14 protein-coding genes and 1 pseudogene are annotated in these 14,734 nt (G+C 70.5%); 3 read left to right on the forward strand and 12 right to left on the reverse strand.

The genetic code is table 11. From position 1 onward, the window contains the following. Window positions 1-59: 59 nt before the first annotated feature. The 3 genes from ettA to pyrF all read left to right on the forward strand — a co-directional run bounded on the left by ettA (window position 60) and on the right by pyrF (window position 3,466). Window positions 60-1,721, forward strand: a complete 1,662-nt coding sequence (ettA, locus tag AC3A5K_RS07225) for an energy-dependent translational throttle protein EttA (RefSeq protein WP_487616812.1) — start codon at window positions 60-62, stop codon at window positions 1,719-1,721. A gap of 166 nt (window positions 1,722-1,887) precedes the next feature. Next, window positions 1,888-2,625, forward strand: coding sequence for a type I methionyl aminopeptidase (gene map / locus AC3A5K_RS07230; protein WP_487616813.1), 738 nt, complete (start codon window positions 1,888-1,890; stop codon window positions 2,623-2,625). Between the two features lie 10 nt (window positions 2,626-2,635). Continuing rightward, window positions 2,636-3,466, forward strand: a complete 831-nt coding sequence (gene pyrF / locus AC3A5K_RS07235; protein ID WP_487616814.1) for an orotidine-5'-phosphate decarboxylase — start codon at window positions 2,636-2,638, stop codon at window positions 3,464-3,466. Window positions 3,467-3,554: 88 nt separating this feature from the next. Here pyrF and AC3A5K_RS07240 read toward each other — a convergent pair whose 3' ends face one another. The 12 genes and pseudogenes from AC3A5K_RS07240 to xpsF all read right to left on the reverse strand — a co-directional run bounded on the left by AC3A5K_RS07240 (window position 3,555) and on the right by xpsF (window position 14,596). Next, the gene (locus AC3A5K_RS07240) at window positions 3,555-4,412 is read right to left on the reverse strand and encodes a glycosyltransferase (protein ID WP_487616815.1); all 858 of its coding nucleotides are present in this window, start codon (window positions 4,410-4,412) and stop codon (window positions 3,555-3,557) included. Window positions 4,413-4,516: 104 nt separating this feature from the next. Beyond that, a pseudogene (locus tag AC3A5K_RS07245) lies at window positions 4,517-5,344 on the reverse strand (glycosyltransferase family 2 protein); the annotation flags it as partial. Between the two features lie 26 nt (window positions 5,345-5,370). Beyond that, window positions 5,371-7,596 (reverse strand): type II secretion system secretin GspD, encoded by a 2,226-nt coding sequence (gene gspD / locus AC3A5K_RS07250; protein ID WP_487616816.1) that lies wholly within the window; start codon window positions 7,594-7,596, stop codon window positions 5,371-5,373. 112 nt (window positions 7,597-7,708) lie between these two features. Then, window positions 7,709-8,566 carry a hypothetical protein gene (locus AC3A5K_RS07255; protein ID WP_487616817.1) on the reverse strand — a complete coding sequence of 286 codons (858 nt, stop codon included), beginning with the start codon at window positions 8,564-8,566 and terminating at the stop codon, window positions 7,709-7,711. Then, on the reverse strand, window positions 8,556-9,212 hold the full coding sequence (gene gspM, locus AC3A5K_RS07260) for a type II secretion system protein GspM (RefSeq protein ID WP_487617077.1): 657 nt from the start codon (window positions 9,210-9,212) through the stop codon (window positions 8,556-8,558). The genes AC3A5K_RS07255 and gspM overlap by 11 nt, the downstream gene beginning before the upstream one ends. After that, complete coding sequence (locus AC3A5K_RS07265) at window positions 9,202-10,371, reverse strand: PilN domain-containing protein (protein ID WP_487616818.1); 1,170 nt, start codon at window positions 10,369-10,371, stop codon at window positions 9,202-9,204. The genes gspM and AC3A5K_RS07265 overlap by 11 nt, the downstream gene beginning before the upstream one ends. After that, the gene (locus AC3A5K_RS07270) at window positions 10,371-11,222 is read right to left on the reverse strand and encodes a type II secretion system minor pseudopilin (RefSeq protein ID WP_487616819.1); all 852 of its coding nucleotides are present in this window, start codon (window positions 11,220-11,222) and stop codon (window positions 10,371-10,373) included. The genes AC3A5K_RS07265 and AC3A5K_RS07270 overlap by 1 nt, the downstream gene beginning before the upstream one ends. Then, a complete protein-coding gene (locus tag AC3A5K_RS07275) occupies window positions 11,219-11,860 on the reverse strand; it encodes a type II secretion system protein GspJ (RefSeq protein ID WP_487616820.1) in 642 nt (213 codons plus the stop codon). The genes AC3A5K_RS07270 and AC3A5K_RS07275 overlap by 4 nt, the downstream gene beginning before the upstream one ends. Beyond that, window positions 11,857-12,300 carry a type II secretion system protein XpsI gene (gene xpsI / locus AC3A5K_RS07280; protein ID WP_487616821.1) on the reverse strand — a complete coding sequence of 148 codons (444 nt, stop codon included), beginning with the start codon at window positions 12,298-12,300 and terminating at the stop codon, window positions 11,857-11,859. The genes AC3A5K_RS07275 and xpsI overlap by 4 nt, the downstream gene beginning before the upstream one ends. Then, entirely contained in the window at window positions 12,297-12,761 is a 465-nt protein-coding gene (xpsH, locus tag AC3A5K_RS07285; protein ID WP_487616822.1) for a type II secretion system protein XpsH, read from the reverse strand. Before xpsH ends, xpsI begins: the two co-directional genes overlap by 4 nt. Window positions 12,762-12,886: 125 nt before the next feature. Next, complete coding sequence (gene gspG / locus AC3A5K_RS07290; RefSeq protein WP_487616823.1) at window positions 12,887-13,324, reverse strand: type II secretion system major pseudopilin GspG; 438 nt, start codon at window positions 13,322-13,324, stop codon at window positions 12,887-12,889. A 54-nt stretch (window positions 13,325-13,378) separates the two neighbouring features. Then, complete coding sequence (gene xpsF, locus AC3A5K_RS07295; RefSeq protein WP_487616824.1) at window positions 13,379-14,596, reverse strand: type II secretion system protein XpsF; 1,218 nt, start codon at window positions 14,594-14,596, stop codon at window positions 13,379-13,381. Window positions 14,597-14,734: the final 138 nt, after the last annotated feature.

The raw sequence follows: 14,734 nt of genomic DNA on the forward strand, positions 1-14,734 counted from the left end.
CTTCCGACAGGACGCACGCGGCCCCCGCCCGTGCGCCCCGTCCGCGTACCGGAGCCCCCATGTCGCAATACATCTACACCATGAACCGCGTGTCCAAGGTGGTCCCGCCGAAGCGGCAGATCATCAAGGACATCTCGCTGTCGTTCTTCCCGGGCGCGAAGATCGGTCTGCTGGGCCTGAACGGCGCCGGCAAGTCGACGGTGCTCAAGATCATGGCGGGCGTCGACACCGATTTCGAAGGCGAGGCGCGTGCGCAGGCCGGCACCAAAGTCGGCTATCTGGCGCAGGAACCGCAGCTCGATCCCGAGATGACGGTCCGCGAGGCAGTCGAGGAAGGCGTGGGCGAAGTGCTGCAAGCTCAGGCCGCGCTGGACAAGGTCTATGACGCCTACGCCGAGGAAGGCGCCGATTTCGATGCGCTGGCCAAGGAACAGGAGCGCCTGGAGGCGATCCTCGCCGCGGGCGATGCGCACACGCTGGAAAACCAGCTCGACGTGGCCGCCGATGCGCTGCGCCTGCCGCCGTGGGAGGCCAAGGTCGGCAACCTCTCGGGCGGCGAGAAGCGCCGTGTGGCGCTGTGCCGCCTGCTGCTGCAGAAGCCGGACATGCTGCTGCTCGACGAACCGACCAACCATCTCGACGCCGAGTCGGTGGAGTGGCTGGAGCAGTTCCTCGCGCGCTACACCGGCACTGTCGTGGCGGTCACCCATGACCGTTACTTCCTCGACAACGCCGCCGAGTGGATTCTCGAACTCGACCGCGGCCGCGGCATTCCGTGGAAGGGCAACTACACCGACTGGCTGACCCAGAAGGACGAGCGCCTGAAGCAGGAAGACAACCAGGAAAAGTCCCGCCAGAAGGCGATCCAGAAGGAACTGGAATGGTCGCGCCAGAACGCCAAGGGCGGCCGCACCAAGGGCAAGGCGCGCCTGGCCCGACTGGAAGAACTGCAGTCGGTGGATTACCAGAAGCGCAACGAGACCAACGAACTCTTCATCCCGCCGGGCGAGCGCCTGGGCAATGCGGTGATGGAGTTCAAGAACGTCAGCAAGACCTTCGGCGACCGCCTGCTGATCGACAACCTGTCGATGATCATTCCGCCGGGCGCGATCGTCGGCATCATCGGTCCGAACGGCGCGGGTAAATCCACGCTGTTCAAGATGATCACCGGGCAGGAGAAGCCGGATTCGGGCCAGATCGTCATCGGCCCGACCGTGCAGCTGTCGTATGTCGACCAGAGCCGCGACGCGCTGGAGGGCAACCACAACGTCTTCCAGGAGATCTCCGGCGGTCTCGACATCCTCAATATCAACGGCGTCGAGATCCAGTCGCGCGCCTACATCGGCCGCTTCAACTTCAAGGGCCAGGACCAGCAGAAGCTGGTGGGCTCGCTTTCCGGTGGTGAGCGCGGTCGTCTGCACATGGCCAAGACCCTGCTGCAGGGCGGCAACGTGCTGCTGCTCGACGAACCGTCGAACGATCTCGACATCGAAACCCTGCGTTCACTCGAAGACGCGCTGCTGGAGTTCCCCGGCAACACGTTCGTGATCTCGCATGACCGCTGGTTCCTCGACCGCATCGCCACGCACATCATCGCGTTCGAAGGCGACAGCCACGTCGAGTTCTTCCAGGGCAACTACCGCGAGTACGAAGAAGACAAGCGCCGCCGCATGGGCGACGACGCGGGTCCGAAGCGTCTGCGGTTCAAGGCGCTGAAGTGACAGATCCGGCCCGCGCCTGCACCACAGGCGCGGCTTTGCCGGATCGTCATCCCCGCGAAGGCGGGGATCCAAGGACCTCGTTGGCTCGACGTCCATGGACTCCCGCCTGCGCGGGAGTGACGGCCGAAATGAAAGCCGGATGATTCCATCTGCAGAGGACCCAAGAATGACCATCCAGACCCTGGAAGAACTCGAAGGCCTCAAGCGCGCCGGCGCACTCGTCGCGCGCATCCTGACGGCGATGCGCGAGCAGGCAATGGCCGGCACGACGCCGCGCGAACTCGACGCCATCGGCGCCGACATGTTGCACGACGCCGGCGCGCAATCCGCGCCGGTGCTGACCTACGGCTTCCCGGCTGCGACCTGCATCAGCGTCAACCGCGTCGTCGCCCACGGCATCCCCAATGCGACGCCGCTGCAGGACGGCGATCTGGTCAATATCGACGTCTCCGCCGAGCTCGACGGGTTCTTCGCCGACACCGGCGCGAGCTTCGTCGTCGGCACCGCGAGCGCCGCGCAGCAGCGTCTGCTCGATGCGACGCGCGAAGCGCGCGATGCCGCCATCGCCCAGCTGCGTGCGGGCGAACTGCTCTCCAGCATCGGCCGCACCATCGAGACCGTTGCCGCGCGCCGCGGTTTCCGCATCATTCGCAACCTGCAGAGCCACGGCGTCGGCCGGGCACTGCACGAATCGCCCGGTTCGATTCCCGGCTATTTCGATCCCCGTGAGACCCGCCGCCTGCACGACGGCATGGTGATCACGGTGGAGCCGTTCCTCGCGACCCACGCCACGCGCACCGAAGACCTGGACGACGGCTGGTCGCTGATCTGCCCCAAGGGCTTCGGGGCGCAGTTCGAACACACGGTCGTCGTCACCCACGGCGCGCCGATCATCGTCACCTGAGAGCCGTTCCATGACGCACACCTTCATGCAGGCGCTGCGTGCGCGCTGGCAGTCCGCCGATACGCTCGTCTGCGTCGGTCTCGACCCCGAACCGGCGAAGTTCCCCGCGCGTTTCGCCAACGACCCCGATGCGGTGTTCGCGTTCTGCCGCGACATCGCCGACGCCACCGCCGAATACGCCTGCGCGTTCAAGCCGCAGATCGCGCACTTCGCCGCGCTGGGCGCGGAAGACGCGCTGCAACGGCTCATCGCGCATCTGCATGCCGCGCACCCGGGCGTGCCGGTGATCCTCGATGCCAAGCGCGGCGACATCGGCAGCACCGCGCAACGCTACGTCGCCGAGGCCTTCGCGCGTTTCGAGGCCGATGCGGTGACGGTGAATCCCTACCTCGGTCGTGATTCGGTGCAGCCGTTCCTCGACCGCAGCGACAAGGGCGTCGTGATCCTGTGCCGCACCTCGAATCCGGGCGCGGCCGATCTGCAGGACCTCCCGGTCGCGCACGACGGCGCCACGCGTCCGCTGTACCAGCACGTCGCCGAGACCATCGCGCGCGACTGGAACGCCCGCGGCAACGTGTCGCTGGTCGTCGGCGCGACCTGGCCCGAGCAGTTGCGCGAAGTGCGCGCGATCGTCGGCGACATGCCGTTCCTCGTGCCGGGTGTCGGCGCGCAGGGCGGCGATGTCGAAGCGGTGGTCACGCATGCGAAGACCAGTGATGGCACTGGTCTGATGGTCAGTTCCTCACGCGCGATCCTCTACGCGTCGAACGGCGACGACTACGCGGACGCCGCGGCGCGCGAGGCGCGCACGTTGCGGGATGCGATCAACCGGCATCGCTGAGCACCCGCGCAGCGACTAGGCGCGTGCATGGTCCGCGCGTCGCAGGGACGCCGGCACCGGCCCGCCTCACGGGCGGAATTGAATCGACTCAGCCCTGCGCCGCGCGGCGCAGCACGGCGAGCGGAAGCCGGCCCCAGATCATGGCCCACACGGCAGCCCGTACCGGCCACGGTCGCCGGCCGGCTTCGAACCGCTGGAAGTAGCGCCACAGGCCGCGGTGCTTGTGCCATTCGACGAACACCGGGCGCGAGCGACTGGAGACGCCGCGCACGTGCAGCACCGCCACGTCGTTGGCCACCGCGACCACGGCGCCGGCTTCGCGTGCGCGGCGGCACAGGTCCAGATCTTCGGCGTGCAGGCGGTAGCCGGTATCGAAGCCGTCGATGCGATCGAACAGCGTCCGCGGCATCAGCATCAGTGCGCCGGAGATCGCCTCGGTGCGCTGCAACGCCTGCGCCGGATCGCGCGGTACCGCGAGCACGCGCGCGGCGGCGTTGCCCAGCATCGCGGCGAAATCGGGATCGCGCCGCCGCGCCGCTGGATCACGCGCGCCGTCTTCCCCGACCAGTTCGGTGCCCAGCAGGCAGGGCACTGCCAGCGCGTCGGCGTGCGCGCGCAGGCGCAGGAAGGTGTCCCCGTCGACCAGGCAATCCGGATTGACGAAGGCGATCCATGGCGCGTCCGCATCCCGCGCGCCCTGGTTGCAGGCGACCGCGAAGCCGGGATTGTCCGGATTGGCGATGAAGTGCACGCGCGGATCGAGCGAGGCATGGCGCTGCACGATGGCGAGGGTCGTGTCGGTGGAGCCGTTGTCGACGACGCGGATCTGGGCCACGCCCGTCGCGGCGCGCAGGCGCTTCAGACAGGCCTCGATGGTGCTGCCGCTCTGGTAGCTGACGACGATCGCGACGATGTCGGCCGCCGGCGATTCGATCGACGCGTTCAACGCACGTCACCCGCGTGCAGGGCGGCCGTCGCCGTGTCGTCCGCGACCGGCGCAGCCAGCGCGTCAGCATCTTCGCCCTCGCCTTCCGCCGCCGCATCGCCCGGGAACAGCTGCTGCTGCGCCGGCGCGTGTTCCAGCGCGGCGTAATGGCGGGCGAGCGCCTGACGGCTGTCGGACAGCGGGTCCTGCATCAGGAACGTCGCCAGCCGTGAATGCCAGGCCGGCCAGCGCGCGGCCAGCGCGTCCAGATCCCCGTCCGCGGGGCCGCCCTCGCCGCCCCGGGCGACGAAGGCGGTTTCGCACAGCGCGTTGCGCCAGCCGAGCCCGGACATGCGCAGCGACAGATCGATCAGCGCCGCGTACCAGGACACGTAACTCGAGGTATCCAGTCCGCCCGCCTTGCGCCGCGCGTTGCCGCGCAGCAGGACCGCATGGCCGACCGCGGCCGGCAGTTCGGGATGCAGCGGCGCCAGCTGGCGGCAGGCGCCGGCGAGCCGCGTGCCGTCCTCGGGATGCGCATTGATCTCGCCGATCCGCGGCCACGACGCGGCTTCACCGGCGTTGCACCACGGCGTCGCGGTGGCGATCGAGGCATCGCGCGCGAAACAGGCCGACAGCTGCATCAGCCAGCCGGGCAGCGGAATCGCATCGGGCGCCAGCACGACGACATCGGCATCGCCGCAGGCGCGCAGGACGTCGTCGAGATGCGCGACTTCGCCGATGCCGCGCTGGCGGCAGGTGTAGTCGGCCTGCAGCGGCGTGCTGGCCAGCCAGCGCTCCACGATCGCGGCGCCGCGCGGGCCGATGCGGGCATCGTCGGCCAGCCAGATCCGCGCGCCCGCGGGCGTGCCGGCATCGAGCGCGGCCAGGCACGCGTCGAGCGCGTCGTCGTCGTGCCCCACCGGCAACAGCACGACCGGCCACTCAGTCATGCGTCGAACTCCCCCGCACGGCCCGCTCAGTCCTGCGGACGCTGCAGCGGCTGCAGCGCACGGAAGCGGCGGCCGTATTCGTCGGTCAGCTGACGCGCTTCCTGCGGATTGCGCACGATCGTCGGCGTCAGCAGCACGATGACTTCGGTCCGTTCGGTGCGCGAACTCTGCGTACCGAACAGTCCGCCGATGACCGGAATACGGCTCAGGCCCGGCAGGCCGCCGGACGTGCGGCCGACCTCGTCGCGGATCAGGCCCGCCAGCATCACCGTGTCGCCCGCCTGCACCGCGGCCTCGGTCTTGAGCCGGCGCGTGTCGATGCGCACGTTGCCCTGGCTGTCGGCGGTGTTCTGCGGCTGCGGCGAGCTGACTTCCTGGACGATGTCGAGGAACACCATGCCGTCGCGGGTCACGCGCGGCCGCACCTTGAGGATGGTGCCTGTCTCCAGGTACTGCACCTGGGTGTACTGGCTGTCGCCGAGGATCGGATTGACGCTGGTCGTGGAGATCGGAATGTTCGCGCCGACGTTGAATTCGGCCATCGCGTTGTTGCGCACGAACACCGACGGCGACTGCAGGATCTGCACGTCGGTGACCTCGTCCAGCGCGCGGATCACCGCGGCCGCGTCGTTCTTGACCAGGGTCCACGCCGCGCCGGGGCCGGACACGCCACCGATGCTCGCGCCCAGCGTGCTCCAGCGGCTGGGGCCATCCGGCCCGAACGGCCCGATGGCGTTGTCGGTCATGCCCTTTTCGATGAACCAGTTGACGCCGTACTCGAGCTGGCCGCTGAGCAGCACCTCGACCACCTGCGCCTCGATGTGCACCTGCGCCGGCATCACGTCGAGCCGCTCGACGACGTCGCGGATCGAGCGCCACGCGCCGGGCGTCGTGCGCACCAGCAAGGTGTTGGTCTCGTCGACCGCGGACACGCCGACGCGGTCGCCCTCGACTTCCAGGGTCACGCTGCCGGGGCCCTGGTCACTCTCGTCGAGCTGCATCTCGCCCAGCGTGCCGCCGCGCGCGCCGCCCGACCCGCCGCGGCCACCGCCACTGCTGCCGCCCATGCGCGAACCGCTGTCCATGCCGCCCTGGTCGCCGTACTGGGTATTGAGCCCGCCGCTGCGCAGCGTGTTGCCGGTGGTGCCCGGCATCAGCGACGCACCGCCCTGGCCGCTGCTGCCACCGCCGCCGCCGAAGACTTCCGACAGCCGCTGCGCCAGCTCGCGGGCCTTGATGAATTTCAGTTCGTAGGAGAACAGCCGCGGCTCCTGGCCGGCGTTGTCGATGCGCTCCAGCCACTGCTGGATCTCGCCGAGGTAATCGGCCTGCGGCGTGATCACCAGCACCGCGTTCGCGCCTTCCAGCGGCATGAACCGGAACATGCCCGACACCGGCGACTCGCTGTCCTGGCCGAAGACCTTTTCCAGGTCCGCGACCACCTGCGTCGCCTTGCCCGACTGCAGCGGGAACACGCCGACCGACATGCCCGACAGCCAGTCGACGTCGAAGATCTCGATCGTGCGCAGGTAGTTGTCGAGTTCGGAGCGGCTGCCGGAAATCGTGATGACGTTGCGCGCGTTGTCGGCACTGATGATCGCGTTCGGACGCGCGTAGGGCTCGAGCACCTTTTCCATCTCGCCCGCGGAGATGTAGCGCAGCGGCACCGTGCGCACTTCGAAGCCGCGCGCGGCGCCGGTGCCGCCGGTCCGCGGTGCGACCGTGCCGGTGGCCAGCGCGGTATCGGCCGGCACGATGTTGTAGCGGCCGTCGCTGTAGATCATGCGGGCGTTGTTCCAGCCCAGCACCATCTCCAGCAGGCTCAGCGCCTGCGCCGGACTGACCGGCTGCGGCGTCGCCAGCGTCACCGAGCCCTGCACTTCCGGCGCGATGACGTAGTTCTGGCCGAGCATGTCGCCGAGGATCGCCTTGGCGACCGCGTGCACCGATTCGCCTTCGAAATTGAACGAGGCCTGGCCCGTGGTGCCGCCCAGCGTGGGCGCAGGGGCGGCCGCAGCGCCGCGGTTGATCACGGTGCCCGTGCCGCGACGGATCTGCGGCCGCGGCCGATCGTCGTCGTCGAGCAGGGTCTGGCTGCGCACCACCGGCGCGTCCGGGTCGACGTTCGCGGGCGCGTCGGCGGGCAACTGGGCGTCGCGCCGCACCGAGGGCGTAGGCGCGGTGGCGCAGCCGGCGAGCAGCGCGATGCCGGTGCCGAATGCGATGGCACGGAGGGACAGGGCTGGAGTCATCGAAGGCTTCATCGACTGGAGTCTAGGGCGTGTGGCGCGGCGCGCACGGTTCGCGGGCGGCGTGGCGGTACCGGCGCGGCGCGCAGCGGCCAGGATGCAAGACGGACGCCGGTCATGGCGTGGCGCGCCCGCCGGTCGCGTTTTCCTGCTGCAGCCGGGCCCGGCGTTCCTCGATCCGGCGGCGGATCGCCTCGACCTGGGCTTCGGGCGGGGTTCCGGTTTCGGTCGCCGGGGCGGCCGTGGGCTGGGCGGGTTCGACGGCCGGAGACGCCGGCGATCCCGCAGGCGCGGTCGCGGCGGCCGCGCTGCCGGCGCGCGTCGGCGGCGGGCGCGCCGCGTTGGTGGGCGGCGTGCTGGCAGGCGGCGCACCGTTGCCCGCGGCGGGCGCGCGGTTGCGTGCGGCTGCGCCGGTCTGTGCGGCCTCGGCCGGCACGGCAGGCGGACGCATCGGTGTCGGCGCCTGCCCGCCGACGCCGTCGTAGACGCGCAGTTCCAGGGTGCGCGGTCCTTCCGGGCCGGTGAACACCACACTGCGCGCGTCGACCGAATCGAGCAGCCAGTTCGAGGCATCGGGCGGCGCATCGCCGACCCGCAGGCGGATCGATTCGCCGCCGCCGGCCGGCTGCAGGATCGCCATCGCGAAGTCGGGCGTGCGCAACACGCTGGTCAGCACGTAGTCGAAGCCGCTCGAAGCACCTTCGCCCTCGTCGCTGGGATCGATGAAGAACGGATGCGGACGCCGGTCGGCGGCGAACAGCGGCCGTGCGGCGACATCGCCGTAGTCCGCCAGCGGCGGCTGCGCGTCGGGCGCCGGCAACGCGGCCGTGACGATGCTCGCACCGGCGCCATCATCGTCCGCCGCGGCGATCCGCCCGCCCAGCCCGGCCAGTGACAGGCCCCACACCACGAGCGCCCAGCCGGCGACGGCGGCGGCCAGCCAGGTGCGGGCATTGGTCGATTCAATCCGCATCGCTGCCTCCGCCCGATGGCGCGGCGCGCGCGCCTGGCGCCGCCGCAGGTGCCGCACCCGGCGCGGGCAGTACATAGCCCGACAGGTCGAAACTGACGTCGATACCGCCGCTGGCCGTGCCGGCCGCGACCGTGTGCCGCTGGCTCAGGATGTTGAGGTTGTCGACGAACAGCCGCGGCGTGCCGGTTTCCAGCGAATGCAGCACCGCGGCGAGTTCCGGATTGCCGCAGCGCAGGCGCACCTGCACGGTGGCCCGCGGATAGCGCTCGGCGCGGCCGCCGGTCATCGGCGAACGGTTGCTGATCGCGCAACTGCGGTTGCCCGGGCTGGCCTCGACCACGGCCTGCTCCAGCCGCTGCACCAGCGCCGCGGTCGCCAGCTCGACGCTGGATTGCGGCATGAAGCCGGGCGTCGCGGCCATGGCCTCGCGCGCCTGTCCGATCGCCGCGTGGACCTGCGGCGCCTGTTCGAGTTCGCGGCGGATGCGCAGCTCGCGTTCCTGCAGCATGTCGATGCGCGATCCGAGTTCGCGCATCGGCTGGGTGAACCATGGATGCACCAGCAGCAGGTACGCCAGCGCAAGCGCGCCCAGCAGCAGGCCGAGGGCCAGCCAGCGATCGCGCGAGGAGACCGGCCTATCGGGCATCCGCACGGGCGGGCTCCTGTGCAGCCGCGGCCGCGGCGGGTGGCGGCGCGAGATCGGCGGTCAGCGTGAAGCGGTCGGCGCGCGAGCGCGGATCGTTCTGCAGGGCGCCGGCCAGTGCAGGCGAACGCCACAGCGGCGAGCCTTCGAGATAGCCGACCAGGGCCGAGGCCTCGGTGCTGAGCCCGATCAGCAGGATGCGGTCGCCCTCGATCGCGGCCTTCTCCAGCGAGGTCGTGTCGGGCAGCCGACGCGCCAGTTCGTCGAGCACGGCGACGGTGGTCGGACGCGCGGCCCGCTGTGTCTGCAGGAAGACCATGCCTTCGCGCAGATCCGCCAGCTGCTGGCGCTGGGCAGACGCCGCACGCGCGGGCCGCGCTTCGGCGTCCAGCCGCTCTTCCAGCGCATCGGCGGCGGCAGCGCGGTTCTGCAGGATCTGCCACAGCGCGAACGCGGTGAACAGCACGGCGACGCCCGCCAGCAGCCACTGATAGCGGCGCTGCGGGTCCTCGCGGCGACGCGCGTCCTGGATCAGGTTGACGCCGAGCGGACCGTCCTCGCCTTCGAGGTCCACCCCGGCCAGCGTGGGCGCCAGCGCGCCGAGTGCGGCCAGCCGCGCCTCGATCGTCGCGCGCGGCACGACCACCAGTTCGACGTCCAGCTGCCCGTCGGCGCGGCGCGCGAGGACACGATGGTCGTAGCGCACATCCGCGGCGGCGAACGGCGTCTGGCGGTCGATCTCGAAGCCCAGCACATCGCGCAGGCGATCGCCGGCGGCTTCGGGCAGGGTCAGGCGTCGACGCAGACCGGCGCGGGCCGGCAGCAGCAGCCAGCGCGGAATCTCGGCCACGCGCGGTGCGAGCAGGCTGCCAAGCGGATCGCCGTCGGCCGCGACCAGTGGCGCCAGCGGCACCTGGGCCAGCGCCTGCGCAGCGCCGGCCTCGTGCAACGACAGCGCGACAGCCGGCCCCTCGGCCTGCAGCAGCAGGCGGCGGCCGGCGAGACCGAACAGTTCACGGACGCGTGCAGGCAGCCAGGTCGCCAGCGCGGCGCCCCACCAGTGCAGGAAGCCGCGGAGACGCAGCGGCAGACGGCCATCCGGGCGCCAGCCGCGTCGGCGGCCGGGCGTCGCGTCGCCGGACGGTGCAGGTGTCGCGGACATCATCGTGGTGACGCTCCCTCCTCCCAACGCAGCACGCTGTAGGCCGTGCCCGGGACGGCACCACCGCCGGTCCGCACGACTGCACGCAAGCGCGCGGTTCTGCCCGCCTCCAGCCGCGCGCGGCTCTCGATACTATACGTGCCGCTGCCGCCGCCCAGCAGCGCACCGGCAATCTGCGCCGTCGCGGCATCGCGTGCGGCCAGCAGCGGATCGGCGTCCACGCCCATCGCCTGCAGCACCTGCGCCGATGCGAACTGCGGATCGGGCGACGGCAGCCGGCTGTAGATGGTGAGATGCGGCGCCAGCGCTTCGAACAATGCCGGCGTCATGCCGAGCACCTGCTCGACTTCGGCCACACTTTCGAACGGTGCGTTCTTGGCGCCATACGGTCGCCCTGCGGACGCGTAGTCGGCCGCCTCCGCGCCGCCGCCCACCTGGACGAAATCGTCGCCGTCGCGCCAGTCGACGATCGCCCCGGCGACGCGCATCGCGACATCGGTATCCGCGCCGACGCTGCGCAGCAGCGCCGCCAGCAGCTCGCCATCGGCGGCGTTGAGATCGACCTTGCCGGTCTCGTCGACGATGCGCAGTTCCAGCTCCACATCGTGGAAGCGCCATGCGTAGGGGCGACCGTCGGGCTGCCACTGCAGCTGCGGATCGTCGGCGGCGATGCGGGTCAGCGCATATTCGAGCCCGGCCCGCGCAGCTTGGTCTGCGATGAGCCCGCGACTGAGCACGCGGCCCTGCTGGTTCTCGATGCGGGCGGTCAGCGCGAATGCGCCGACCAGGGCCGCCAGCAGCGTGATGAGCCACAGCACCAGGAGCAGGGCCGCGCCGCGCATCGGCCTCATGGCAGCGGCGCCTGCATCGGCGCCTGGCCGGTGCCCTGCGGCAACGTCACGCGCAGCGGCGGCCACGCACCGTCGCGTTCGCTTGCGAGCGTGATCTCGACCTGCAGCGGCAGCGACGCCGGACCCCAGCGATCCTGCCAGTCGCCCAGCGCGCCGGTCTCGTCGAAGCCGCGATAGCGGAAGCGCACGCTGTCGAGGTCTTCGACCAGCGGCTCCGGCGGCCGCGGTTCGGCGAGCTCGATCGTGCGCCCGGTCATGACCATGCCGAATGCGACCGTCAGGCGACGCTGCCCGTCGACCTCGTCCACCGCGACATCGTGCAGATGCGGGCCGCCCTGCCCCAGATAGTTCGGCAGGTCGGCGACGAAACGCAGCCGCTCCGGTTCGCCGACGAACAGGCGCGTCTCGCCGGTGGACGCATCGGTTTCGAACGCGATCTGCTGGGCGGAGGCGATGCGCCGGCGCAGGAAGCCCTCGACCGCGCGCAGGCGTTCGCTGCGCTGGGCCAGCGCCTCGCCGCGCTCGACCGTGGTGGTCGCCGCGCGCAGCGTCGTTAACGCCAGCGCCAGACCCGCGGCCAGCAGCACCGTCGCCACCAGCACCTCGATCAGCGTGAACCCGCCGGCGCGCCGGTTCATGGCAACGCCACGGTCATGGCGTCGGGACTGCGCAGGCGCAGCGTGTGCAGCTGCAGGCGTTCGCGCGGACCGGCCTCGCCCCACTCCACTGCAAGCGTGAGTTCGAACAGGCTGTCGCCGCCGGCGCCGACCAGTGTCGGCGGCGCATCGGGATCGACGAACGGCGCGATGTCCAGCGTCCAGCGATAGCGACCATCGTCGAAGGTGCCGACCGATTGCCCCGGCGTCACCGGCACCGCGATGCCGACATCGTCGAGCAGCGAGCGCGCATGCAGCGTCGCGCGCCCGGCATCGGCTGCCCAGCGCACCTGCCGCGTGCCGTTCGACAGCGTGCCGAGCAGCAGCATCAGGCCGAGCCCCAGCACCGCGAACGCGACGATGACTTCGATCAGCGTGTAGCCGCGCGCGCGGCGCGGGCGATGACGGTGCCCGGCGCTCACGGCGTTGCCTGTCCGCGTTGCAGGCCCACTTCGCCGGTGAGCCAGGCGACGTCGATCTGCCAGGCCGCGCCGCGCAGCAACACGCGGATGCGTCCGCCGGTGGCGGCGCCGTCGGCGAAGAACAGCACGGCGCCTTCGTCCGGTGCGGACTGCACCTCGCGCGCACCGGTGAACTCGATCTCCAGCGATTCGGGAATCGTGCCGTGACGCCCGTTGGGCGCCGTCCAAGTGCGGGCGACGGGATCGAGTACGAAGCGCTGCGGCTCGCCGGTGGCGATCGCCTGCGCCCGCGTGTAGCGCAGCTGCGCGGCGAGTTCCTTGGCCGTCGACTGGAACGCGATGCGTTCGAAACCGCCGCCCATCGCCGCTGCCGCGAGTACGCCGGTCACGGCGATCAGGCCGACGACCAGCAGCAGCTCGAGCAACGAGAAACCGCGGACCCTGGCGACACGTGAGGGCATCTGGCGACGCGACGTCCGGAACGCGGAAACAGGCTCGAATCTAGCACTTCCGGCGGTCGCACCCGCGCCCGGCGGCCGCGTGTCGCGACGCGCCGCAAGCGGCATCCGCACGGGCTGCGCCGCGCTTATTCGTAGCGGATGTCGGCGTTGACGCTCTCGCCGCCAGGCTTGCGGTCCGCGCCGAGGCTGACGATCTCGAACGGCTGCTGCTCGCCGGGCGCGCGGTACTCGTAAGGCGTGTTCCAGGGATCGCGCAGTTCGGCGTCCTTGGCATACGGCCCGAGCCAGCCACCGGCATCGCCGGGCTGCACCACCAGGTCGTTCAACGCATTCGGCAGACGGCCGGTGTCCATCTCGAACTGGTGCACCTTTTCGGCCAGCGTCTGCACCTGCGCCTTGGCGAGGTTCACGCGGGCGCGGTCACCGCCGCCGAGGATCCGTGTCGCGGCGAAAGCGACGATGCCGCCGATCAGCACGACGACGAGGATGATCTCGATCAGGCTGAAACCGCCCTGCGCAGCGCGCGGGGAGCCGAAGGAACGCGAGCGGAGGATGGGCTGCATCGAGACTGCCTCGTTCGGGGGATGGGATCGATTGTATGCCGGTCGCGAATGAACCTAGCCGATGACGCTGGTCAGGTCGTAGATCGGCACCAGCACCGCGAGGATCACCACCATCACCACCAGCGCGAGCAGCATCGTGATCGCCGGCACCAGGGCGGCCAGCATGCGATCGAGCGAGGTGGCGGTCTGCTGGTCGAAGGTGTCGGCGGTCTTGAGCAGCATCGTATCCAGCGCGCCGGATTCCTCGCCGACCTGGATCATCTGCACCGCCAGCCGCGGATAACGCCGGTTGCGGCCGAGCGCGGTCGACAGGCCCACGCCGTTCCTGACCTCGGCCTCGGCCGCTTCGACATCCGCGGCGAGCGCCAGATTACCGAGCACGTTGCGGCCGATGCCCAGCGCGGCGATCAGCGGCACACCGTTGCGCAGCAGGGTGCCTAGCGTGCGCGCCAGACGCGCGGTCTCGATGCGCGCGACCAGCGGCCCGAAGAGCCGGCGTTCGAGCAGCCAGGCATCGAAGCGGGCGCGGAAGCGCGCATCGCGCAGCTTCAGCCAGAACGCGTAGAACGCGACCACCGGCACGACCAGCAGCAGGATCCACCAGTCGCGGACGAATTCGCCTGCGCCGAGGACGATCTTCGTGAACACCGGCAGCTCGGCATCCAGGCTGTCGTACATCGCCGCGAACTGCGGCACCACGTAGCCGAGCAGGAACATCAGCGACGCGCCGACCATGACGATCAGGATCGCCGGGTAGATCAATGCGTTGATCACGCGGCCACGCAGGGCGCGTGCACGTTCGAGGTAATCGGCCAGACGCTGCAGCGTCTCTTCGAGGCTGCCGCCCGCCTCGCCGGCCCGCACCATGTTCACGTACAGCCGCGAGAACGTGCCGTGCTGGCGTTCCAGCGCGGTCGACAGCGACACGCCGCCGCGCACCGCATCACGCAGTTCGGTGATCGTGCGCCTGGCTTCGGGTTCTTCGGGCAGATCGAGCAGGATCGTCAGCGCCCGGTCCAGCGGCTGCCCGGCATTGAGCAGCGTCGCCAGCTGCTGGGTGAACTGCACCAGCCGCTGTCCCGCGAAGGGCTTCTGCTTGAACAGCGTCTTCCAGTCGTCGACCGCGCGCGCCTCGCTGGCAAGCCGGGTCTCGACCGGTAGATGGCCCTGCTCCTGCAGACGCAAGGCGACCTCGCCCTCGCTGGCGGCCTCCATGGTGCCGTCGAGCGTTTCACCGCGGGTGTTGAGGGCTTTGTAGCGGTAGAGGGTCATGGAGTGGGCGCGATACGGAAAGGCGAAGTTGCGGGTGCGAGACTGTTGCCGATCCAAGATACAAACATGCAAGTCGCTGGATTCCCGCCTGCGCGGGAATGACGGAATCCACTCCGCTCGTCATTCCCGCGCAGGCGG

The organism is Luteimonas sp. Soil_C_5 (assembly GCF_057656615.1).